We start from the raw sequence: 23425 nt of genomic DNA, 5'->3' as shown, positions 1-23425 counted from the left end.
CGGTTCACTGCGCGGCCACGGCCGACGCCTGGGCCACCGCCGCCTGCCCATCGCCGGGCGCAGGCTTGGGGCTGACCGGCATGCCGGGGTAGTAGATGCGCTGCAGGCCGCCGACCACGAGGCGGTCGCCCGCCGCCAGGCCCTTTTGCACCACGCGCCGGCCATCGACCATGCGGCCCAGCTCCAAGTCGCGGCGCTCGGCCTTGTTGCCCTCGCCCACCACATACACGTACTTGCGGTCCTGGTCGGTGAGCACGGCCTTGTCGTCGATCAGCAGCGCCTGCTGCCCGCCGCCGCCCTGCTCGGACTGCCCTGACTGCAACTGCACGCGCGCGAACAGGCCCGGCGTCAGCAGGCGGTCGGGATTGGGCATGCGGGCGCGCATGCGCACCGTGCCCGTGCCGGCGTTGAGCTGGTTGTCGGTGAAATCCAGCGTGCCCTTGTGCGGGAAGCCCTCATCGCTGGCCAGGCCCATGCGCACGGGCCGGCCCTTGCCGCCATTGGCGGCGTTGGCGGCCTGCTGGTGGCGCAGGAAGCTGTGCTCGTCCGCATCGAAATACACATACACCGGGTCCTGCGAGACCACGGTGGTCAGCACGCTCTGGTCGGCCTGGGCCAGGTTGCCCACGGTGAGCAGGGCGCGGCCCGCGCGGCCGGAGACCGGCGCGCGCACCTCGGTGAAGTCCAGGTTGAGCCGCGCGGCCGCCAGCGCGGCCTCGGCGGCACGCACCTGGGCGGCGCTCTGGGCCATGGCGCCGGCACGCGTGTCGGCTTCCTCGCGCGAGACGGCATGCTCGGCCACCAGCTGGCGGGCACGCTGGTCCTGGGTGCGCGCCAGGGCGGCGCCGGCACGCGTGCGCTCCAGCTCGGCCTCGGCGCTGGCCAGGGCCGCGCGGTAGGGCCGCTGGTCGATCACGAACAGCAGCTGGCCCTTCCTGACCTCCTGCCCCTCGCTGAAGGCAATGCGCTCGATATAGCCCGACACGCGCGGGCGCAGCTGCACGGAGTCCACGGCATCGATGCGGCCGTTGAACTCGTCCCAGACACGCACGCTGGCCGGCACGACCTCGCTCACCAGCACCTCGGGCGCAGGCGGCGGGCCGTCGCTGGCATGGGCATCGCCCACGGCCTGCGGGCGGCAGCCGGCAAGCAGGGCCAGCGCCGCCAGGGCGCCTCCGAACAGGGCACGCCGCAACGGCGGCGGGGGAAGAACTGGCATGGATCGACTCTCCTTGAGGGGGATGGGCAAGGCCCTGCTGCCGGGGGCGGTGCAGGGCCGGAAAAAGGGGGCTGTACCGCAGGCTCTGAAGGCCTTGCCGGCGGCTGCTCACAATGGGTTGCATTCTTCAAGTTCAAGTGAACTTGAAGTCAAGATCCAGCCACAAAGACACCACGAAAATTGAGGACGGTTTGCCAGGGGAATCAATGGCCGGATCGGACAAGCGCAGCGGCCATCGGCACTGCGGCGGGCGGCGCCCGCAGGGCATCGAGGCACTACACTGCGATGCCATCTGACCCTGCGTTGGCCAGCGGGAAACGACGGCCGCGAACACTTTGCGGCCCCGGTTGTTCCCGCCAGCCAACCCCATATGGAAAAGCACTGGATGCCTGCCGCATGAACCTGCTTGCTCAAGCCGTACTGTCCCGCCCGCAGGGACGCAATGAACGCATCAGCACCGTGACGTTGGTGGCCCTGGACCCGCAGGGGCGCGACGCGGCGGCGCGCCATGTCGTGACCTTGCAGGTCACGCAATGGAAGGCCGGCGTCGTCGCGCAGGTCGACGACAGCACGCTGACCCCGTTGCCGCTGGCACTGGAGCCTGCACGCCAGCGCGCACTGGCCTATCTGCGCCAGCGCCTGGCGGCCGGCGATGTGCTGCAGTCCCAGCAAGGTTTTGCCGAGCTGGATGGCGTGCAAGCCTTGCCCTTGGCTGGCCACGCCCAGGAACCGGCGCCGCAGCCGCCACAGCTGCCGGAGTCACCCGTGCAGGCCGCCGCCATACCGGCCCTGTGCCGGCGCCTGGACGGCAATGCCTGGCGGCTGATGCCCGCAGGCCAGCAGGCGCGCCTGGTGTGGCGCCTGGCGGAATATGCGGATGCCGCGCGCGGCGGCGGCGCCCAGCGCCTGCTGCATGCGCAGGTGCCGCGCCTGGTGGCCCTGCTGGGCACGGGCGACGACCTGCTCGACTACTGCCTGGCCTATCTGGTGGGCCGCCTGGGCGATGGCGGCGCGGCGGTGGCCATGCAGGCGCTGTCGCAGCGCGGCGCCAGCGAGGCCACGCGCGACCTGGCGCACCAGGCCTGGCTGGCGCTGCTCGCGCCGCAGGAGCGCCAGGCGGCGCTGCAGGAGCACCGGGATCAGTGGGAGCAGTGGGTACAAGGGGAGCAAGGGGCACAGGGGGAACAAGAGACACGCACCGCCCCGCCGGAGGACGGCCCGCAGGCGCAGCAGGCCGTGTTCAACGCCCTCACGCCCCAGGCGCTGCTGGCGGCCGATACGCTGGGAGCGCACGATGGCGCCGTCCACCGGCAGCTGCTGGCCTGGATGGAGCGCATCCCTTTCACACGCCCCTGGTGGCCTGCCATACGGCGCATCCACAAGCGTGCCGAGTGGCGTCGCGACCACGCCCTGCTGGCCGTGCTGCATGCCCGCTTCGATGGCCCGCGCGACGAGGGTGCCGTCTTCAGCCGCGACACCTCCCTGTACCTGCGCCTGCGCGGCTGGCGCCAGCTGCGGCGCATGGTCTCGGCCGGGCACAGCGAAGGCGCCGCGCAGGCCACGGCCCTGCTCCAGGCCATGGACCGCCGCTGCGCGGGCCAGGCTGCCTCGCGCTCCGGCCGCCTGCCCGAATCGCGCTGGCTGCTTGCCGCCCGGCTGCTGCTGCCGCGCTGGCCGCAGCTGCATGCCTCGGCACGCGCCCATGGCTGGTACACCGACGAGCCGCTGGACCTGCAGCAGCTGCCCGCGCAGCGCGTGGAAGGGCTGTCGCCCCTGTGGGACGCCCACCCCGAGCGGCTGCTGCAGCTGGTGGGCCGCTCGCAGTCCACGCTGCTGCTGTGGTCGCTCACGCGCGCTCTGCAGGACCAGAAGGCCTTTCTGGACAGCCTGGATGCGGCGGCCGCCGCGCCGCTGCTGCACCAAACCTATGCGCCCGCCGCCGCCTTGGGCCTGGAGATTGCCCAGCAGCGCATGGTCGCTCTGACCGACGATGCGGCGCGCCGCCCCTGGCTGCTGGCGCTTGCGCAATGCGGCGAGGGGCCGGCCGCCCGCTACCTGGGCGCCTGGCTGTCGCGCGACCGCGCAGCCGCCGCGCGCGATGCCGAGCTGGTGGCGGCCCTGCTTCTGTCGCCCGCCGCCAGCTCGCGCACGCAGGCACTGGCCCTGCTGCTCTATGCCGATGGCGCCGCCGTGGCCCTGGCCCTGCTGGCGGCGCTGCCCACGCTGGATGCGGACGGCGCTGCGCTGGCCGACATCCGCGATGCGGTGCAGGCCCTCTTCGCGGACAAGGCACCGCTGGTCGCGCACGCGCCCGGCGTTCCGGCCCCGCCGCTGCACCACCTGCTGGCGCATTCGGTGACGGCACTGGTGGAGATGGCGACCGCCTGGCTGCTGGCGCACCCGCAAGGCCTGCGCACCCTGCCTGCGGCGGCGCTGCGCGGGCTGCTGGAATCCGAGGAACCTGCGCGCATGGCCTGCGGCATACGGCTCATGGGCAGCCTGGCCGACGATCTGCTGTGCGAGCAGGCCGACATGCTGGCCGGGTTCGCGGTATCGCCCCATGCCGCCTTGCGCGCAGCGGCCGCGCCCCTGGTCGAGCGCCTGGCCGGCACCCCTCTGTACAACGCGCGCTGCAACGCCCAGATCGCCGAACGCCTGCACGAGGTGCTGTTCCGTGCGGAAAAGGCCGAAGGCGTCCACGACGCGGCGCTGCGCCTGCTCACCGGCCCGCTGGCCGCCGTGGCCCCGGCCCGCGATGCCTCGGGCATCTGGCGCGCCCTGCAGGCCCAGGCCACGGGTGCGCAACGCTACGGCGCCTGGGGCCTGAAGGCGCTGGACATCCAGGCCTACACCCTGCGCCAGTGGTCCACGCTGGCGCGGCATGCCGATGCCGATGTGCGCGCACTGAGCCGCCAGAGCATCGACACGCGCCTCACGCCCATGGAACAGACCCGGCCCGAGCAGGCGGAACAGCTGCTGCCGCTGGCCGACGCCCTGTTTGCCGACACCCAGCAGTACGCACGCGAGATGTTCGGCCAGCGGCTGCCGGCCAATGCGCTCACGCCCGAGCTGCTGATCGGCTGGGTGGACCATCCCCAGTCCTGGGTACAGGCCCTGGGCCGCCAGCGGCTCGAGCAGCACATGAGCGCGCCCGAGGCCAGCCTCTACCTCGCGCGCCTGGCCCAGCACCCGGCCCCCGGCGTGCAGCTGTTCGTCACGCAATGGCTGCTGGCCCTGCCCGACGAGCCCGCGCCCCAGCGCGCCACGCGCCTGCAGGAGCTGCAGCCCTACTTCCTGGCCGTGCTCAGCCAGGTGCACCGCGCGCGCGCCAGCAAGACGCGCGTGCTGCATTTCCTGCGCGGCCAGGTCGATGCGCCCGAGACAGCGGCCGTGGTCGCGGCCATCTTCGCGCGGCAGGTGGTCAGCGCCAGCCAGGCCGACCAGCCCGACTATGTGGCCGGGCTGTGCGACATCGTGCAGCGCCATCCCCATCTGGCGCAAAGCTTCATGCAGCCCCTGGCGGCGGAGCGGCGCGGCCAGGCCCCGTCTTCCACCTGAGCGCCTGTTCACAGCACGGAGTCGAACGGACATGGAATTTCGCTATCAGTACTACGGCAGCACGCAGGTCAGCGACACGGCCACGCAACAGGCGTTTTCCTTCGCGCCCGACCTGCTGCGGCCTCCCACGCGCTTCGACGGCCTGCTCAGGCGCGACGGCCCGGCCTTCCTGCAGGTGCGCGAAGGCCTCAGCGCGCTGCACAGCGTGGTGGTCAGCGACATGCGCACGCGCGGCCGCGACAAGACGGCCTACCGCGAATGGCTGCAGGAGCATGAGTCCCAGCTGCTGGCCGGCTTCATGGCCGACACCGGCGGCGCCCAGGCGCGCGCCAAGGAAATCAGCGCCGAACTCAAGGACCTGCGCGAGACCCGCAACCAGGTGCTCGCGCCCTTCTACAAGGCGCAGCGCAAATACTTCGACTGGCTGTACCAGGCCAACCGCGATGCCTGGTACGTGCTCGACCCCGTGATCACCGTGCACCCGGACCGGCTGCTGTTCGAGGCCTTCAGCCAGGACGAGTCCAGCTACTGCGCGGTCAGCATCCGGCACGAGGCCTTCGAGCATGCGGGCGAGCGCATCTGCGGCACCACCAACATCGACTACTCGGCCAGCCTCTACGAAGAGTTCCAGAAGATCCGCAGCTACCGGGACACACGGCTGACGCTGGACCCGGCCGGCTTTGCCGTGCAGGTGGGCGGCGACCCCGCGCTGCGCGAGGAAAAGATCGACCTGCCCGACAGCTGGCTGCGCGGCTTCGTGCAGGTCTCCAGCGCCATGGCCCTGCCCGCCACCGTGCTGGAGCTGCACCCCATGGACCTGTTCAACATCTGCGCGCGGCTGCGTGCCCGGCGCGAGCGCCACGGCCCGCGCGCGCTGCGCTTCGAGCTGGCGCCGGGACAGCCGCCCACCGTGGTCTTCGAGCCCTGGGAGGAACGCCTGGCCACCCGGCGCTCGCACGTCGTCAGCGATGCCTTGGGCACGGGCGGCGGCACCATCCGCCTGTGGGGGCGCCGGCGCCTGCTCACGCTGGAACGGCTGATCCCGCAGGCCACGCGCGTGCGCGTGCACCTGCTGGGCAGCGGCATGCCCAGCTTCTGGGTGGTGGAGCTGGGCCAGGTCACGGTCACGCTGGGCCTGTCGGGCTGGAGCGCCAACGACTGGGCCGCCAGCGCGCGCTTTCACCTGATGGCGCCGCAGGCCGAGGTCACGCCCGCCCAGGTCGAGGCCGTGGGCCGGCAACTGCAGTCGTGCTGGCAGGCCGGCGCGCAGGAACTGGCCCAGGCCACGGGCCTGGCCCCGGCCCAGGTGCACACGGCCATGACGCGCTGGATGCAGGCCGGGCGCGCGGTCTACGACCTGGACGCCGGGCGCTACGCCTGGCGCGAGCTGCTGCGCGAGCCGCTGACGGCGCAGCAATTGCAGCCCGCCAACCCCGAGGAGGACAAGGCGCTGGCCCTGGTGCGCGGCAAGGCCATTGCCCCGCCGCGCATCGACCGCAAGGACGGCTTCAGCCGCATCACCGGCCAGATACCGCGCGCCGACGGCAAGCGCCTGTTCGACACCCAGCTCGAACTCAACGCGGACGAGCGCCTGACCGATGCGCGCTGCAGCTGCAACCACTACCAGCAGCACCGGCTGCGCCAGGGGCCCTGCGAGCACATGATTGCGCTGCGCCTGGTGGCGCAGGCCCAGCTCGATGCCGCACGCCAGCCGGCAGGCCCGCAGCAGGCGGCCGCAGCAGGACAAGGAGAAATCGCGTGAACCGCCTCAATTGCTCTACACTGCCACGCGGAGCGACGCGCAGGCTCTTGCAACCCGGGTGGTGTTTCGCCACCCTTGTGAACTGCCGTTTCATGCACCACGGGCGCCGTTTTCACTGTGCCACCCCAGCGACGGTATGCGTTTTCCTGAGTGGCTTGCCACAAGCGAAACACGCATACCGTCGCGGGGTGGCGTCGAGCGAACAGCTCCCGTCCCGTGAGCCCTGCGGGCTCTTCGACGAGAAGCGCGTCGCTCCACCTTCTTGCCCGCCTCGCACCGGCCGGGCCCGCCTTGCAGGGGTTGCCGCATGAGCCAGCCGCAACCCACGCGCGCCGAGATCTACGAGCGCATCAAGGCCTCCAGCAAACAGGAAGTCATCCTCGAGGAAATGCAGCGCCTGGGCTTCTGGCCCAAGGACGAGGGACAGCCGCAGCTGGCCGCCGCCCACATCCAGCGCGAAGGCGAGCTGCAGCGCGAGCTGGCCGAGCTGCGCCAGCAGATCGCCGTGCGCCAGAACCCCGAGCGCGCATTGCGCCAGATGCGCAAGGAGCGCATGCAAAAGGCGCTGGCCCAGCGCGAGGAAACCAAACGCCGCCAGGCCCAGGAACGCCATGACAAGGCGCTGGCCTGGCATGCCAGGCGGTCCACGCACGTGGGCTATCTGGGCCCCGGCGTCTCCGCGGCCCTGCAGGATGCCGCCCGGGATGGCACGGAGCGCCGGCAGGCCGATCCGCAGCGGCTCGCCCGGCACGGCCTGCCGCAGCTGGCCGATGCCGCCCAGCTGGCCCAGGCCATGGGCATCACGGTGGCCGAGCTGCGTTTCCTGGGCTTTCACCGCGAGGTGGCCCGCACCCACCACTACCACTCGTTCACCCTGCCCAAGAAGACCGGCGGCGAGCGGCTGATCTCCGCGCCCATGCCGCGCCTCAAGCGCGCGCAGTACTGGGTACTGGACAACATCCTCGCCAAGGTGCCCGCGCACGATGCCGCGCACGGCTTCCTGGCCGGCCGCTCCATCGTGAGCAATGCCGCGCCGCATGCGGGCCACGACGTGGTCATCAACCTGGACGTGAAGGACTTCTTTCCCAGCATTGCCTTCGGCCGCATCAAGGGCGTGTTCCGGCATCTGGGCTATGGCGAGGCCATGGCCACCCTCCTGGCCCTGCTGTGCAGCGAAAACCGCGCCCAGGCCTGGCAGGTGGATGGCGAGAAGCTCTTCGTTGGCGGCAAGGCGCGCGAGCGCGTGCTGCCCCAGGGCGCGCCCACCAGCCCCATGCTCACCAACCTGCTGTGCCGCCGCCTGGACCGCCGCCTGCTGGGCCTGGCCAGGCAGCTGGGCTTTGTGTACACGCGCTATGCGGACGACCTGACCTTCTCGGCCTCGGGCGAGGCCGCGCGCGACAACGTGGGGCGGCTGCTGGGCCGCGTGCGCTGGATACTGCGCGACGAAGGCTTCACGCCCCACCCCGACAAGGAGCGCGTGATGCGCAAGGGCCGCCGCCAGGAGGTCACGGGGCTGGTGGTGAACGCGGACAAGCCCGGCGTATCGCGCCAGACGCGCAGGCGCCTGCGCGCCGCCCTGCACCGCGCCACGCAGGCCGGGACAGGCCTGCCAGGCCAATCTGTCCAGCCTGCCCAGGCGCCCCACTGGCAAGGCCAGCCGGCCCATGCCTCGCAGTTGCTGGGAATGGCGCAGTTCGTCCACCAGATCGATCCCGTGCAGGGCGGGCCGCTGCTGGCACAGGCCCGGCAGCTCACGCGCAGCCCTGTGGACCGGGCGAACGACGCCCTGCTCGAGGCCAGCCGGCAGGACCGCGCCGCCGCGCGCGCCAAGCCCCCCGCAAACGCCACGTTCCGGCGCCTGGCAGCCGGCGGGCAGGCACCTGCGCTGGCCAGCGGCAAGCCATGGTGGCAGCCGGCCGCACCCGCAGCGCCCGTGCTGGAGAAGACCGACCAGCAGCGGCGCGAGCAGCGCCAGGAGGAACGGCAGGCCGCCCGGCAGGCGGCTGGCCCTGCCCCCGGCGCCGCAAGCACCCTGCCCGCGGCATCGACCTCTCCATCGCCATCGCCATCACCGGCCGCACCGGACCCGAATCCGCCCGCATCGAAAAGGCCGCCGATGGCCGGCCTGCTCACCTACTGGGCGCAGATCGTGATCTGCTTCCTGCTGGGCACCGTGTTCCAGGCCCGGCTGATCACGCTGATCGGCATCGTCCTGGTCGTCATCCTCAGGTACCGGCGCATCCAGCGCTGGGATGTCTTCGGGGCGGCGATGGTGGTGGCCGTGCTGGTCGGCCTGGGATTGCGGCTTTCGTAGCGATCAGCGCACCGCGCTGCGCAGTGCCAGAAAGCGGCGCGGCGAGGTGCCCACGGCCTTGCGGAACATGGTCACGAAGGCCGGTGCGCTTTCGTATCCCAGGGCATCGGCCACGGTCTGGATGCGCAGCCCCTGGGACAGCTGCTGCAGCGCGGTGAGCACATGCAGCTGGCGGCGCCACTGGTTGACGGTGAGGCCGGTCTCGGCCAGGAACAGCCGCGTCATGCTGCGCTCGCTCATGCCGATGCGCTGGGCCCAGTCGGCCAGCCGCGCCTGCAGCTGGGGCTGCTCGCACAGGGCGCCGGTCATGCGACGCAGGCGGCGGTCGCGCGGCAGGGGCAGGTGCAGGCCCTCGGGCTGCGCGTTCTGGATTTCATCGAGCAGGACCTGCATGAGCCGGCCATCGCCGCTGTCGGGCTCGTAGTCCTGCGGCAGGCCCTGCACGCGCTCCAGCAGGGCATGCAGAAAGGGCGAGACGGCCAGCGCATGGCAGGGGCCGGGCGCGGGGCGCGCCGCGCCGGATTCCACAAAGACGATATGGCCGCTGGCCGCACCGCTGCAGCTGACGCGGTGCAGCGTGCCGCCCGGAATCCAGGCGGCGCTGCGCGGCGGCACCACGCAGACGCCGGCCTCGGTCTCCAGCGTGATCAGGCCCGCATTGGTGACCATGAGCTGGCTCTTGCGGTGGGCATGGAAGTCCATTGCCCAGTCACCCGGGCCCGAGCGCATCGGCAGGACGATCACGGGACGGTCCACATGGTCGGGATCCCACCTCTCGGGCAGGACTTTGAGCAGGGCGGAATCCACGGCATTCATGGTGTTTCTCTCAGTTCATGTCAATCGGTCATCAATCGGACCCGAGCAGCTCCCGTGCACGCTGCTGCGCCTCCTCGGGGGAGGCCACCAGCAGCATGGGATAGCCCCAGGCCTTGCCGAACATCTGTGCGAAGGCCTCGGCCTCGGCGCGCTTGTGCGCATCGGGCTCGGCGTGGACAAGGGCGCGCACCAGGCTTTTGAGCTCGGGGCGGCGGGCCTTCATCCACAGCACGACCTGCTTGCGCTCCTCGGGCGAGCGCTCCTCCTGGGACATGTCGCCGTCGCTGAAGAAGACAAAGGCCTGGCCGCGGGCCAGCAGGGCCGAGAAGTCCTCCAGCAAGCGGTCCACGGGCACGGCCTTGTCGCGCTCGTAGCCCATGCGGACCAGGGGAAAGCTGCTGCTGTCGATGTACATGGAAACCTCCGGCCGATGCCATTCAATACAAATGAGACCCATTACTGTATGAATGAACGGCAGCTGCGTCATTGCAGCACTCGGCCAAAGAATTTCGCAGTCCGGCCAGGACGCCTGCAGGGGCGGTACAAGCCCCGGTTGCCCTGCTCCTGCGCTTTCGCTCAGAATGGCCGCATTCTTCGAGTTCAAGTGAACTTGAAGTCAAGCCACGAAGGAAAGCCACCATGAAAACCGAGGATGATCCGCTGCTCAGCATCGGCGACGTGGCGCAGCGCAGCGGGGTCAAGGCCTCGGCGCTGCGCTTTTACGAGTCGCTGAACCTGATCGAGTCCGTGCGCAGCGCCAGCGGCCACCGGCGCTACCACCGCTCGTCGCTGCGGCGCATCGCCTTCGTGGTGTTCGCCCAGCGCATCGGCTTCACGCTGGAGGAGATCGCCGAGCAGCTGGCCAAGCTGCCCAGCCGCCATGTCCCCACGGGCGGGGACTGGCAGAAGATGTCGCGGGTCTGGAAGCAGCGGCTGGACGACCGCATAGGCGAGCTGCAGCGGCTCAGCGAGAGCCTGGACCAGTGCATTGGCTGCGGTTGCCTCTCACTGCGCCACTGCGTGCTGCACAACCCCGGCGACCTGTGCGCACAGAACGGCCCCGGGCCGCGCCGCTGGCTGGGCGACCCGCCGCCCGTGGCCATGGGCGGGCCCTGCCCGGGCCACTGCCACGACGAAGGCTGATCAGGACACGCGCCGTGTCGTGACGAAGTCCAGTACCGCCTGCAGCATGCGCTGCAGCGTGGGCTGGATCTGTTCGGCGCGCTCGGGCAGGTAGTCGAAGGGCAGGGCTTCCTGCATGTAGCTGCACTGCGTCATCTCCAGCTGCACGGCGTGGATGCCGGCCTCGGGCTGGCCGTAGTGGCGCGTGATGTAGCCGCCCGTGAAGCGGCCGTTGAGTATGGCGGTGTGGCCCGGCGCGGTCTGCGCAATGGCCAGCAGATGCTCGGCCAGCTCCAGCGCGCAGCTCGTGCCCTTGCCGGTGCCCAGGTTCAGGTCGGGCAGCTTGCCTTCGAAGAAACGCGGCAGCACCGAGCGGATGGAGTGCGCGTCCCACAGCGCCACGGTGCCGTGCACGGCCTTGAGGCGGTCCAGTTCGGCGCGCAGCTGTGCGTGGTACGGGCCCCAGATGGCCTCGCGGCGCGCGGCGATCTCGGCGTCCGCGGGCACATCGGCCGGGTCGGCGTACAGCGGCGTGTCGTCGAAGGTGTCCACGGGGCACAGGCCGGTGACGCTCTGGCCCGGGTAGAGGCTGGCGCCATCGGGCGGACGGTTCAGGTCCACCACATAGCGCGAATGCGTGGCCACGAGGATGGAGGCGCCCATGGCCCTGGCGAACTCGTACAGGCGCGGCAGGTGCCAGTCGGTGTCGGGCACGTGGCGGGCTTCCTCGGTCAGGCGCGCGGCGATGTCGGGCGGCACATGGGTGCCCGCATGCGGCATGGAGATCAGCAGCGGCGCCGTGCCCTGGTGGAAGACGAAGGGAGAGGGAGCGGTATCGGTCATGGCGTGATTCTGGAACGTTTCTGGCGGTTTTGCGGGCCCATGGCATGCGGGGGCCTCAGGATTGCAGGGTGGCCGCGCGGGCTGCGACAAAGCCATGGGCTGCCGCCTCGTGCAGCGCATGCCGTCCGGCCTGCACGCGGCGCTCGCCGCACACCCACAGGCTGTGCAGGGCGCTGCTGCGGTGGCTGCCGAAGACATGGGCCGAGACCATGGCCTGCACCGGCAGGCCGGCCAGCGCCACATGGTCTGCATCCAGCGCCAGGAAGTCGGCCTGCTGGCCCACGGCCAGCCCGGCCACGGGGCGGCCTGCGGCCTGGGCACCGCCCTGCACGGCAGCGGTCCACAGCGCGGTGCCCACCTGCGGGTCGGGGCCGGCCAGCACATTGCGCTGGCGCAGCGACAGGCGCTGGCTGTATTCGAGCATCAGCAGTTCCTCGGCCGCGTTGACGCAGGCATGGCTGTCCGAGCCCACGCCCCAGGCGCCGCCGTGGCCCAGCCATTGCGGCATGTCGAAGATGCCATCGCCCAGGTTGGCCTCGGTGGTGGGGCAGATGCCGGCCACGGCGCCGCTGCGTGCGGCGCCCGCGTATTCACCGGGCGTCATGTGGGTGGCGTGGACCAGGCACCAGCGTGCGTCCACGGGGGCATGCTCCAGCAGCCATTGCACGGGGCGCTGGCCGCTCCAGACCAGGCAGTCGTCTACCTCCTGGGTCTGCTCGGCAATGTGGATGTGGACGGGCGCGCGCGCGTCCAGCGCCGTCAGGCCCTCCACGGCCACGCGCAGGCTGTCGGGCGGCACGGCGCGCAGCGAGTGGGGCGCCAGGCCCAGGGCCGCGCCTTGTGCGCGCGCCTCGGGCAGCAGGCGCTGCAGCAGGGCCAGCATGCTGTCGGTGCTGCGGATGAAGCGCGCCTGGTCGGCGCGCGGCGGCTTGCCGCCGAAGCCGCTGGTCTGGTAGAGCACGGGCAGCAGGGTGATGCCCATGCCGGCCTTGCGCGCGGCGCGCAGCAGGGCCAGGGACAGCGTGGCGTCGTCGGCATAGGGCCGGCCATCCCGGTCGTGGTGCACGTAGTGGAATTCGCAGACCGAGGTGTAGCCGGCCTCCAGCATCTCCACGTACAGCCAGGTGGCGATGGCCTCCAGCGACTCGGGCGTGATGCGCGCGGCAAAGCGGTACATGAGGTCGCGCCAGCTCCAGAAGCTGTCCTGGGCCTCGGCGCGGTATTCGGTCAGGCCCGCAAAGGCGCGCTGGAAGGCATGCGAGTGCAGGTTGGGCATGCCGGGCAGCACGGGGCCGGGCGCGCGCGGCGCGCTGCCGGGCGGGGCGTCGGCCTGTACGGCCTGCAGGCGCCCTGCGCCATCCCAGCGCAGCAGTACATTGCGCGCCCAGCCCGTGGGCAGCAGCGCATGCTCGGCGAACAGCGTGCGGCTGTCGGGTGTCGGGTCGATGCCGCTCATTGCACGGCCTCCAGGATCTCGGCCAGCGCGCGCACGAAGCGTTCGTTGTCGGCCTCGGTGCCCACGGAGACGCGGATGAAGTGCTCGAAGCCCGGCTCCTTCCAGGGCTTGACGATCAGGCCCCGGGCCAGCAGCGCCTCGTTCACGGGGCCGTTGGGGCGGCCGATGTCGATGAACAGGAAGTTGGCGGCCGAAGGCGCTATCCGAAGTGCGGGCAGGGCAGGCAGGGCGGCCAGCCGCTGCGCCAGCACATCGCGCAGGCGCACGGTCTCGGCCACGCCGCGCTGCATGAAGTCCTCGTCGCCCCAGGCCGCCAGCGCCGCCGCCTGGGCGGCCTGGTTGACGTTGAAGGGCGTGCGCACGCGGTCCAGCAGTTGCACCAGGGCCGCGTCGCTGGCCAGGCCGTAGCCCACGCGCAGGCCTGCCAGGCCCCAGGCCTTGGAGAAGGTGCGCAGCACGATCCAGGGCATGGCGCGGGCGCGCAGCAGGGCCAGCACGTCGGGGTAACCGTCGGCGTGCAGGGCGTACTCGTAGTAGGCCTCGTCCACCACCAGCAGGGTCTGCGGCGGTGTGGCGTCCAGCAGGCGCACGAAATCGCCGGCGCTGAACATGCAGCCCACGGGATTGGAGGGATTGGCCAGCATGGCGATCTTGGGACCGCGCGCCAGCGCCTGGCACCAGGCATCGACGTCGAAGTCCAGCGCGGGCGTCAGCTCCAGCAGCTCGACGCGGGCGCCCATCATGCGCGGGTAGATCTCGTGCAGGCCGAAGGCCGGGCGCTGGGTGAGCACGCGGTCGCCGGGCGAGAGAAACGCCTGGCACAGCATCTGCAGGATGTCCTCGGAGCCGTTGCCCACGGCAATGGCCTCGGCCGGCACGCCGGTACGCGCTGCGATGGCCGCGCGCAGCGCCGTGCATTGCGCATCGGGATAGGTGCCCACATGCAGGGCCAGGTCGGCCAGGGCGCGGGCCACGGCAGGACTGGCGCCAAAGGGGTTCTCGTTGCTCGCCAGCCGCGCGATCTCGGTGGCGCCGTAGCGCGCCCGCACGGCCTCGGAGGACAGGCCTGCGTTGTACGGCGGCAGCGGCGGCACTTCGGGGCGTGCCAGGGTGTGGATCGCGTGGAGGGCGGGAGCGTTCATAGGTCGAATACCTTGCCGGGGTTGAACAGATGCAGGGGGTCCAGCGCCTGCTTGATGGCGCGCATGACGGCCAGTTCGGCCGGGGTGCGGCTGGCGCCGAGATAGGGCTTCTTGTGCAGGCCGATGCCGTGCTCGGCCGAGACGCTGCCGCCGAACTCGCCGACCAGGTGGTACAGCGCGGCCTCGACGCCTTCGCAGTCGCCGTTGGCGGTGGCACCGTCCACCGAGACATGCAGGTTGCCGTCGCCCACATGGCCGAAGAACAGCGTGTGGTGGCCGGGCCAGCGCGCGTCGAACGCGGCGCGGCAGGCATCGGCAAAGCGGCCGATGTCGGCCTGGGGCAGGCTGACGTCGAAGTTCACGGGCGGATGCATGTTCGTGTTGAGCTCGGCCGGCGCCTCGCGCAGCTTCCACAGCTGGCGCGCCTGTGCCACGGATTGGGCGATGACGGCATCGGCCACCTCGCCGGCCTCCATGGCCTCGCCCAGGGCCTCTTCCACGTCGGCGCGCAGCGTGGCCTCGTCCTTGCCGTCCACATCGATCAGGGCCAGCAGCGCATGCGCTTGGCCAAACGGCGGCTGCAGCTTCTGCCAGCGGATGGAGGCCTGGATGAAGCTGTCCCACATCAGCTCGAAGGCCGCCACGCCGTTGCCAAAGCGCGATTGCATGCGCGCGAGCACGGACAGCGCCGCATCGAAGTCCGGCACGGCCACCAGGGCCGTGGCGCGGGCCTGGGGCGCGGGGCGCAGGCGCAGCAGCACGCGCGTGACGATGCCCAGCGTGCCCTCCGAGCCGATGAAGAACTGCTTGAGGTCGTAGCCCGTGTTGTTCTTGAGCATGGGGCGCAGCATGGGCAGCACCGTGCCGTCGGCCAGCACCACCTCCAGGCCCAGCACCTGCTCGCGCATCATGCCGTGCTGCAGCACGCCGTTGCCGCCCGCATTGGTGGCCACGTTGCCGCCGATCTGGCAGCTGCCGCGCGCGCCCAGGTCCACGCCGAAGACCATGCCTGCGGCCACGGCCGCCTCCTGCACGGCCTGCAGCGTGGCGCCGGCCTGCACGGTCATCAGCGCGGTGCGCGCGTTCACGTCCTCGATGGCGTTCATTCGCTCCATGGAGACGGCCACGGCACCCGGCACGGGCACGGCCGCACCGGCCAGGCCCGTGAGCCCGCCCTGGGGCACGACAGGCACGCGGTGGGCCGTGCACAGGCGCATGAGCGCGCTGACCTCGTCGGTGCTGCGCGGGCGCACCAGGGCCAGCGGGCGCTGGGGCGGCGTGCCGCTCCAGTCGGTGTGGTAGCGCTCGGGCACATCGTCGCCGCGCTGCGCCACTTCGGCGCCCAGGGTGGAAATCAATTCATCGAGAAACAGTGCATGGGGCATGGGACAGGCTTTCAGTGGCTCCCCTGCCCGCGGGTCCGCACGATGCGGCCCTGGCGCACGATGGTGCAGTCAGGCTTGCTGCCGAACCAGTAGGCCAGCTCGGCCGCATGGCGCACGGGCCAGAGCACGAAGTGGGCGGGACGGCCGGCCGCGATCAGGCCATGCTCGTCCTGCAGGCCCAGGGCGCGCGCGGCATGGCGGGTGATGCCCGCCAGGGCCTCGGGCACGGTGAGCCGGAACAGGGTGCAGGCCATGTTGGCCATGAGCAAAAGGCTCAGGCAGGGGGAGGTGCCCGGATTGTGATCGGTAGAGACGGCCATGGGAACGCCCGCGGCACGCAGGCCCGCGATGGGCGGCATGTGGGTGTCGCGCAGCGTGTAGTAGGCGCCGGGCAGCAGCACGGCCACAGAACCCGCGTCGCGCATAGCGGCAATGCCGGATTCGGACAGGTGCTCGATGTGGTCGCACGACAGCGCGCCATAGCGGGCCGCGAGGGCCGCCCCCTCCATGTTCGACAGCTGCTCGGCATGCAGCTTGACGGGCAGGCCCAGGCGGCGTGCGGCCTGGAAGACCTGCTCGGTCTCGGCCAGCGAGAAGGCGATGCGCTCGCAGAACACATCGACCGCATCGACCAGGCCCTCGGCCGCCAGCGCGGGCAGCATGGTGCCGGCGACGAGGTCGATGTAGTCCTGGCTGCGCCCTGCGTACTCGGGCGGCAGCGCATGCGCGCCCAGGAAGGTGGTGCGCACGGTCACGCCCAGGGCCTGGCCCAGGCGCCGGGCCACGCGCAGCTGCTTGCGCTCGTGCTCCAGCGCCAGGCCGTAGCCCGACTTGATCTCGATGGCGCAGACGCCCTCGTCCAGCAGCTGCTGCAGGCGCGGCAAGGCCTGGGCGAACAGCTCGTCCTCGCTGGCCTCGCGCGTGGCACGCACGCTGGAGACGATGCCGCCGCCGGCGCGTGCCACTTCCTCGTAGCTGGCGCCGTCCAGGCGCATGGCGAATTCGTTGGCGCGCTCGCCGCCATAGACCAGGTGGGTGTGGCAATCGACCAGGCCCGGCGTGGCCAGCATGCCCTGGCCGTCATGGCGCGGCAGGGACGCATATGCGGGCGGCAGGGCCTGCTGCGGCCCCACCCAGGCCACGCGGCCCTGCTGCACCACGATGCAGGCATCCTCCCCGTCACCCACGGCCTGGCCGGCCTCGAACATGTCAGGCGCCAGGCGCAGGTTCTGCCAGCAGCCGTCGGCCGAAGAGGATGGAGCGAGTGCGGAAGCAGGTGCAGAAGCGGGTGCGTGGGGCTCGGTCATGGGGTGAGTCCTTGGATGTCGTGGGTCGTCAGCAGGCTTGCAGCAGCACCTGCACCAGCCGCGCGTCGTCGGTCTGCGGCACCAGCTGCTGCGGGTCGGGCTGCGGCGCGCTCCACCACAGGCCCTGGCCGGGGATGAGCGCAGCGCCATCCGCCTGCCAGTCGCCCTGCAGCACCATGCACAGGCCGGCGTCGGCGCGGCCGGCGTCGGCAGCGCTGTCCAGCACCTGGACCTGCGCCCGCCACCGGCCGCGCCGCGCCATCACGTTGAAGTCGGTGGAAGTGCCGCACAGCAGCGAGCAGCCCAGCGCCACATCGCCGGAGAAGGCAAACGGCTGCCAGCGCGCGTCCAGCACATGGTCGATGCCCTCGCCGCGCAGGTGCACGCCGTCGCCATCGAGCAGCATGATCTGCCGGTCCACACCCGCAAAGGCCGAGAACGGGCCGGGCTGGTCAATGGTGGCCACGCTGATGCGCCAGCCAAAGGCCTCCATGCCGGCCCCGGGCGGCCAGCAGGCGATCTCGCGCGTGCTGCCGCCCCCGTTCTTCCAGGGGCTGGCGGCGATCTGGTTCAGGTCGAAACGCTGCATGGCCGTGGTGTCCTGCAAGCGGCTCACTTGACCATGGGCAGGTTCAGCTGATGGCGCTTGGCGGCCGCCACGGCAATGTCGTAGCCCGCATCCGCATGGCGCATCACGCCGGAGGCCGGATCGTTCCAGAGCACGCGGCCCAGGCGGGCGGCGGCCTCGTCCGTACCGTCGGCCACGATGACCACGCCCGCATGCTGGGAGTAGCCCATGCCCACGCCGCCGCCGTGGTGCAGGCTGACCCAGGTGGCGCCGCCTGCGGTGTTGAGCAGGGCGTTGAGCAGCGGCCAGTCGCTGACGGCGTCCGTGCCGTCCTTCATGGATTCGGTCTCGCGATTGGGGCTGGCCACGGAGCCGCAGTCCAGGTGGTCGCGGCCGATCACGATGGGGGCCTTGAGTTCGCCGTTCTTCACCATCTCGTTGAAGGCCAGGGCCGCCTTGTGGCGCTCGCCCAGGCCCAGCCAGCAGATGCGCGCGGGCAGGCCCTGGAAGCTGATGCGCTCGCGCGCCATGTCCAGCCAGCGGTGGGTGTGCTTGTTGTCGGGGAACAGTTCCTTGATCTTGGCGTCGGTCTTGTAGATGTCCTCGGGGTCGCCGGACAGGGCCACCCAGCGGAACGGGCCCTTGCCCTCGCAAAACAGCGGCCGGATGTAGGCGGGCACGAAGCCGGGGAAGTCGAAGGCGTTCTTCACGCCCTGGTCCAGGGCCACCTGGCGGATGTTGTTGCCGTAGTCCACCGTGGGAATGCCCATGGCCTGGAAGTCCAGCATGGCCTGCACGTGCTGGGCGCAGCCCTGGGCGGCGGCGGCCTTGAGCTGGGCATGGCGCGACGGGTCGGCCGCGGCGGCACGCCACTCGTCCACGGTCCAGCCCACGGGCAGGTAGCCGTTGATCAGGTCATGGGCGGAGGTTTGGTCGGTCACGATGTCGGGGCGGGCGCCGCCGGCCTTTGCGCGGCGCACCAGCTCGGGCAGGATTTCGGCGGCATTGCCCAGCAGGCCGATGGAGATGGCCTCGCCCGCAGCCGTGTGCTGGGCGATGAGCTCCAGCGCGTGGTCGATGTCGCGCGCCTGCTTGTCCAGGTAGCGCGTGCGCAGGCGGAAGTCGATGCTGCTTTGCTGGCATTCGATGGCCAGCACGCAGGCACCGGCCAGCACGCCGGCCAGGGGCTGGGCACCGCCCATGCCGCCCAGGCCCGCCGTGAGGATCCACTTGCCCGTGAGGTCGTTGTTGTAGTGCTGGCGGCCGGCCTCGACGAAGGTCTCGAACGTGCCCTGCACGATGCCCTGGGCGCCGATGTAGATCCAGCTGCCGGCCGTCATCTGGCCGTACATGAACAGGCCCTTCTGGTCCAGCTCGTTGAAGTGCTCCCAGTTGGCCCACTGGGGCACGAGGTTGGAGTTGGCCAGCAGCACGCGCGGTGCGTTCTCGTGCGTCTTGAACACGCCCACGGGCTTGCCCGACTGGATCAGCAGCGACTCGTCGGCCTCCAGCTTTTTCAGCGACTCCAGGATCTGGTCATAGCACTCCCAGTTGCGCGCCGCGCGGCCGATGCCGCCGTAGACCACCAGGGCCTTGGGGTTCTCGGCCACGTCGGGGTCCAGGTTGTTCTGCAGCATGCGGTAGGCGGCCTCGGCCAGCCAGTTCTTGCAGTGCAGTTCGCTGCCGCGCGGGGCGCGGATGACGCGGCTGGCGTCATAGCGGGGATTGGTGGCAGCGGTGGCAGCGTTGGCGTTGAGGATGGCGTCGTTGGCGTTCATGGCGATCTCCTGGGTGCGTAGGGTGAGCGATTGCGAGGTTCAGGCAGCCTGGTGGCTGGGCAGGTGGCGGACGATGGCCTGGGGCCAGTCCGTGGCAAGCGCCCACTGGCGCATGGTTTCGATGTCGGGTGCCAGGTAGCGGTCACGGTCGAGATGGGGAACCTGGCTGCGGATCAGCGCGTACTGCGCCTCGATCAGCTCGGAGCTGCTCAGGCTGCGGTCGAAGTCCATGCCCTGGGCGGCGGCCATGGCCTCCACGCCCACGATGACGGCGGTGTTGCGCGCCATCTCGCCCAGGCGCCGCGCGCCGTAGGTGGCCATGGAGACATGGTCTTCCTGGTTGGCCGAGGTGGGCAGGCTGGTGACGCTGCTGGGATGAGCCAGGCACTGGTTCTCGGCAGCCAGGGCGGCGGCCGTGACCTGGGCGATCATGAAGCCCGAGTTCACGCCGCTGTCGGCAATCAGGAAGGCCGGCAGGCCCGACAGGCCGGTGTCCAGCAGCAGGGCCATGCGGCGCTCGGAGATGGCGCCGATCTCGGCCAGGGCCAGGGCGATGATGTCGGCCGCGAAGGCCACGGGCTCGGCATGGAAGTTGCCGCCCGAGATCACGTCGCCGTTGTCGAAGACCAGCGGGTTGTCCGAGGCGGCGTTGGCCTCGATCACCAGCACGCGGGCCGCATGGCTGAGGTTGTCCAGGCAGGCGCCCATGACCTGGGGCACGCAGCGGATGGAGTACGGGTCCTGCACGCGGCCGCAGTGGGGGTGGGAGGTGTCGATGGCGCTGCCGTCCAGCAGTTCGCGCACGGCGGCGGCCACGGCGATCTGGCCAAGCTGGCCGCGCGCCTCGTGGATGCGGGCGTCGAACGGCTTGACCGAGCCCTTGATGGCCTCCAGCGTCAGGCAGCCCGCCACCAGGCCGGCGGCGAACACGCTCTCGCCCTGGAACAGGCCCACCAGGGCCAGGGCCGTGGATACCTGGGTGCCGTTGAGCAGGGCCAGCCCTTCCTTGGGGCCGAGCACGAAGGGCTCCAGGCCCACGTGGCGCATGGCCTCGGCGCCGGACACCACCTGTCCATCGATCTTGGCCTGGCCTTCGCCGATCAGCACGCAGGCCAGGTGCGACAGCGGCGCCAGGTCGCCGGAGGCGCCCACCGAGCCCTTGGCGGGGATCACGGGCAGCACGTCGGCGTTGGCCAGGGCCAGCAGCGCGTCCACCAGCTCGGGGCGCACGCCCGAGTGGCCGCGCGCCAGGCTCACGGCCTTGGTGGCCAGCACCAGGCGCACCACGGCGTCGGGCAGCGGCTCGCCCGTGCCCACGCTGTGCGACAGCACCAGGTTGCGCTGCAGTTCGGCCAGGCGGTCATGGGCGATCTTGGTGGAGGCCAGCTTGCCGAAGCCGGTGTTGATGCCATAGACGACCTGGTCCTCATCCACGATGTGCTGCACATGGGCCTGGGCGGCGCGCATGCGCTCGTAGGCGGGCGCCGCCATGGACAGGCGCACGCCGCCCTGCTGTATGGCCCGCAGCTGGGCCAGGCTGACCTGGCCGGGCTGCAGCGTCAGCGCGGTGCCGGGACGGGAGGTGAGGCCGGGAGTCGTGATGGTGTTCATGGTGATGCCCTGTCGGTGTCTGGAAGGATGTGCCAGGATGGATGTCTATGCCTGTCTATACAATATCAATCGAAGCGGAACAGCGCAAGAGCGGGAAACCCGCCTTTCCGGCCTCAGCCGTCGTGCGATCCGCCGTCGGTGCGAAAGCGGCTGCCCAGCCGGTAGCGCATGCCCGGATGCACGCAGTGCACCCAGGTCACGGGCGTGCCCAGGTACCAGGTGCGGCGCGTCAGCGTCAGGCAGGGCTGGTCGGTCTCCATCTGCAGCCAGCGTGCCTGCTCGGGCGTGGGCAGCATGGCGTCCACCACATGCTCGATCTGGTCGAAGGGCACGTTGCGCACCAGGTACACCGAAGGCTGGATCAGCGAGAAGTCCTGCTCCATGAAGTCCGGCGCCATGCGCGGGTTCACATGGCGGTCTTCCAGCTGCACGGGCACGTCGTTCTCGAAATGCACGCCCTGCAGGTGGAACACCGAGCTGCCGGCGGACAGCTGCAGCGAAGCCGCCGCCTCGGGCGAGGCCGACTCGCGGCGCACGCTGATCAGCTCGAAGCGGTGGTCATGGCCGCGCTGGCGGATCTCTTCAGCGATGTTGGCGATGCGCAGCAGCGTGGACTGCGGCTTTTCCTCGGCCACGAACGAGCCCACGCCCGCCACCCGCACGATCACTCCCTGCTCGGCCAGCTCGCGCAGCGCGCGGTTGGCCGTCATGCGGGCCACGCCGAACTCCTGCACCAGCTCCTGCTCGGACGGCACGCGCTCGCCGGCCGACAGCGAGCCATCGGCGATCTTGCGCATCACATGGTCCTTGACCTGCTGGTACAGGGCCATGGGCACCTCCGCCGTCGTTGCGGAAAGACGAGAAGCCGTGGAGCGGGAAGACATGGTGTGGGCAGTGGTCATGGAAAAGCGTCAGTGTGCAGCAGCAGCCAGCGACTCTGCGCGAATCTCTTCGGTCAGCCGGGCTTTCAGCTCCATGAACTCGGGCGAGGTCTTGACCGTGTAGTGGCGCGGATGCGGCAGGTTCACGGGGATATCGGCCTTGATGCGGCCCGGGCGCGCGCTGAACACGGCCACGCGGTTGGCCATGAAGATGGCCTCGTCGATGTCGTGGGTGACGAACATCACGGTCTTGCGCTCGGCCTCCCAGATGCCCAGCAGCAGCTCCTGCATGAGCACGCGGGTCTGGTTGTCGAGTGCGCCGAAGGGCTCGTCCATGAGCAGGATCTTGGGATCGTTGGCCAGCGCGCGCGCAATGGCCGTGCGCTGCTGCATGCCGCCCGACAGCTGCTTGGGAAAGTGGTTCTCGAAGCCGCGCAGCCCCACCTTGGCGATGAAGTAGTCGCTGCGCTCCTTTTGCAGCGCCTCGCTCACGCCCTTCTCGCGCAGGCCGAAGCGGATGTTCTGGGCCACCGTCAGCCAGGGGAACAGCGTGTAGCTCTGGAACACCATGCCCCGGTCGGCGCCCGGCCCGTCCACGGCGCGGCCGTCCAGCAGCACCTGGCCCGTGGTCGGGAAATCCAGCCCCGCCGCAATGCGCAGCATGGTGGACTTGCCGCAGCCCGAGGGGCCGAGGATGGTGACGAAGTCGTTCTCGCGGACCTCGAAATCCACAGGCAGCAAGGCCTGCGTGCTCGTGCCCTTGTGGCTGGTGAAGGTGCGCGAAACACCTTGAATGGACAGCAGATTCATCACAGGGTGCTCCACTCGAACATGCGACGGTTGACGGTCTTGAAGATGAAATCGGACACCAGGCCGATGAGGCCGATCACGATGATGCCGAAGATGATCTGGCCCGTGTTCAGCAGCGCCTGGCTGTCGGTGATCATGTGGCCGATGCCCGAGGACGAGCCGATCAGCTCGGCCACGATCACATAGGTCCAGGCCCAGCCCAGCACCAGGCGCAGCGTCTCGGCAATGCCGGGCGCGGCGCCCGGGATCAGCACGCGGCGCACCACGCCGGTGTTGGAGGCGCCCAGCGTGTAGGCGGCCTCCACCAGGTCCTTGCGTGCGCCGCCCACGGTCACGGCCACCATCAGCGTGATCTGGAACACCGAGCCGATGAAGATGACCAGCAGCTTCTGCGTCTCGCCCACGCCGGCCCACAGGATCAGCAGCGGGATGAAGGCCGAGGCCGGCAGGTAGCGGCAGAACGAGACAAAGGGCTCGAAGAAGGCCTCGACCGGCTTCCAGGCGCCCATGGCGATGCCCAGGGGCACGGCCACGACCGAGGCCAGGATGAAGCCGCCCATCACGCGCCAGACCGTCATGCCGATGTCGTGCAGGAAGCCGTACTCGGTGAACAGCAGCACGCCCTCGCGCGCCATGGTCATGGGGCTGGCCAGGAAGGTCGGGGAGACGAAGCCGCCCAGCGTCACAGCCGCCCAGACGAGAAAGAACAGCACGAAGAAGGCCACACCCAGCACCCACTTGGCCGTGGGGCTGACGGGCTCCAGCGGCGCCATGCGGCGGCGGCGGACGGGGGCTGGCGCCGCGGCGGGCGCGGGAGCGTGCGGTGTGGCGTGGGTCATGGGCTTGTTAG

At 70.6% G+C, this 23425-nt stretch carries 19 protein-coding genes; 5 read left to right on the top strand and 14 right to left on the bottom strand.

What is annotated here, in order from left to right; all coding sequences use genetic code 11:
* Window positions 1-4: 4 nt before the first annotated feature.
* A complete protein-coding gene (locus ACF8ML_RS09985; protein WP_016447393.1) occupies window positions 5-1219 on the bottom strand; it encodes an efflux RND transporter periplasmic adaptor subunit in 1215 nt (404 codons plus the stop codon).
* On the opposite strand from ACF8ML_RS09985, the gene ACF8ML_RS09980 reads away from it, so the two are divergent.
* From ACF8ML_RS09980 to ACF8ML_RS09965, 4 genes are all read left to right on the top strand, one after another.
* Complete coding sequence (locus tag ACF8ML_RS09980) at window positions 1218-1403, top strand: hypothetical protein (protein WP_156179775.1); 186 nt, start codon at window positions 1218-1220, stop codon at window positions 1401-1403. The two genes, ACF8ML_RS09985 and ACF8ML_RS09980, sit on opposite strands and share 2 nt — an antisense overlap.
* Window positions 1404-1615: 212 nt before the next feature.
* On the top strand, window positions 1616-4777 hold the full coding sequence (locus ACF8ML_RS09975) for a hypothetical protein (protein ID WP_392407064.1): 3162 nt from the start codon (window positions 1616-1618) through the stop codon (window positions 4775-4777).
* Window positions 4778-4808: 31 nt separating this feature from the next.
* A complete protein-coding gene (locus tag ACF8ML_RS09970) occupies window positions 4809-6539 on the top strand; it encodes an SWIM zinc finger family protein (protein ID WP_392407063.1) in 1731 nt (576 codons plus the stop codon).
* Window positions 6540-6846: 307 nt separating this feature from the next.
* Entirely contained in the window at window positions 6847-8856 is a 2010-nt protein-coding gene (locus tag ACF8ML_RS09965) for a reverse transcriptase domain-containing protein (RefSeq protein WP_392407062.1), read from the top strand.
* Window positions 8857-8859: 3 nt separating this feature from the next.
* Here the strand turns inward: ACF8ML_RS09965 and ACF8ML_RS09960 are convergent, their stop codons facing one another.
* Together ACF8ML_RS09960 and ACF8ML_RS09955 are read right to left on the bottom strand one after the other, a co-directional pair.
* Window positions 8860-9672 (bottom strand): helix-turn-helix domain-containing protein, encoded by an 813-nt coding sequence (locus ACF8ML_RS09960; RefSeq protein WP_016447389.1) that lies wholly within the window; start codon window positions 9670-9672, stop codon window positions 8860-8862.
* Window positions 9673-9703: 31 nt separating this feature from the next.
* Entirely contained in the window at window positions 9704-10087 is a 384-nt protein-coding gene (locus ACF8ML_RS09955) for a hypothetical protein (RefSeq protein ID WP_016447388.1), read from the bottom strand.
* Window positions 10088-10311: 224 nt separating this feature from the next.
* On the opposite strand from ACF8ML_RS09955, the gene soxR reads away from it, so the two are divergent.
* The gene (gene soxR, locus ACF8ML_RS09950; protein WP_012202096.1) at window positions 10312-10815 is read left to right on the top strand and encodes a redox-sensitive transcriptional activator SoxR; all 504 of its coding nucleotides are present in this window, start codon (window positions 10312-10314) and stop codon (window positions 10813-10815) included.
* On the opposite strand, the gene hutG is transcribed toward soxR, so the two are convergent.
* The 11 genes from hutG to ACF8ML_RS09895 all read right to left on the bottom strand — a co-directional run bounded on the left by hutG (window position 10816) and on the right by ACF8ML_RS09895 (window position 23414).
* Window positions 10816-11637, bottom strand: a complete 822-nt coding sequence (hutG, locus tag ACF8ML_RS09945; RefSeq protein WP_392407061.1) for an N-formylglutamate deformylase — start codon at window positions 11635-11637, stop codon at window positions 10816-10818.
* 55 nt (window positions 11638-11692) lie between these two features.
* The gene (locus ACF8ML_RS09940; RefSeq protein WP_392407060.1) at window positions 11693-13093 is read right to left on the bottom strand and encodes a formimidoylglutamate deiminase; all 1401 of its coding nucleotides are present in this window, start codon (window positions 13091-13093) and stop codon (window positions 11693-11695) included.
* Window positions 13090-14235: a histidinol-phosphate transaminase gene (locus tag ACF8ML_RS09935; protein WP_392407059.1), complete on the bottom strand. Its 1146-nt coding sequence runs from the start codon at window positions 14233-14235 to the stop codon at window positions 13090-13092. Before ACF8ML_RS09935 ends, ACF8ML_RS09940 begins: the two co-directional genes overlap by 4 nt.
* On the bottom strand, window positions 14232-15620 hold the full coding sequence (locus tag ACF8ML_RS09930; protein ID WP_203400232.1) for an FAD-binding oxidoreductase: 1389 nt from the start codon (window positions 15618-15620) through the stop codon (window positions 14232-14234). The genes ACF8ML_RS09935 and ACF8ML_RS09930 overlap by 4 nt, the downstream gene beginning before the upstream one ends.
* Before the next feature lie 11 nt (window positions 15621-15631).
* Complete coding sequence (hutI, locus tag ACF8ML_RS09925) at window positions 15632-16927, bottom strand: imidazolonepropionase (RefSeq protein ID WP_212645556.1); 1296 nt, start codon at window positions 16925-16927, stop codon at window positions 15632-15634.
* Between the two features lie 28 nt (window positions 16928-16955).
* Window positions 16956-17516: a HutD family protein gene (locus ACF8ML_RS09920; protein ID WP_392407058.1), complete on the bottom strand. Its 561-nt coding sequence runs from the start codon at window positions 17514-17516 to the stop codon at window positions 16956-16958.
* Window positions 17517-17539: 23 nt separating this feature from the next.
* Window positions 17540-19273, bottom strand: coding sequence for a urocanate hydratase (gene hutU, locus ACF8ML_RS09915; protein ID WP_392407057.1), 1734 nt, complete (start codon window positions 19271-19273; stop codon window positions 17540-17542).
* A 39-nt stretch (window positions 19274-19312) separates the two neighbouring features.
* The gene (gene hutH / locus ACF8ML_RS09910) at window positions 19313-20884 is read right to left on the bottom strand and encodes a histidine ammonia-lyase (protein WP_203400229.1); all 1572 of its coding nucleotides are present in this window, start codon (window positions 20882-20884) and stop codon (window positions 19313-19315) included.
* A gap of 113 nt (window positions 20885-20997) precedes the next feature.
* A complete protein-coding gene (gene hutC, locus ACF8ML_RS09905; protein ID WP_026062963.1) occupies window positions 20998-21768 on the bottom strand; it encodes a histidine utilization repressor in 771 nt (256 codons plus the stop codon).
* Between the two features lie 27 nt (window positions 21769-21795).
* A complete protein-coding gene (locus ACF8ML_RS09900; RefSeq protein ID WP_012202086.1) occupies window positions 21796-22575 on the bottom strand; it encodes an ABC transporter ATP-binding protein in 780 nt (259 codons plus the stop codon).
* Window positions 22575-23414: an ABC transporter permease gene (locus ACF8ML_RS09895; RefSeq protein ID WP_046240485.1), complete on the bottom strand. Its 840-nt coding sequence runs from the start codon at window positions 23412-23414 to the stop codon at window positions 22575-22577. Before ACF8ML_RS09895 ends, ACF8ML_RS09900 begins: the two co-directional genes overlap by 1 nt.
* Between the last annotated feature and the right edge of the window lie 11 nt (window positions 23415-23425).

This window comes from Delftia sp. WSY_10 (assembly GCF_043104705.1).
GTDB classification, from domain to species: domain Bacteria; phylum Pseudomonadota; class Gammaproteobacteria; order Burkholderiales; family Burkholderiaceae_C; genus Comamonas; species Comamonas tsuruhatensis.
This window is presented reverse-complemented; position numbering and strand designations above follow the sequence as displayed.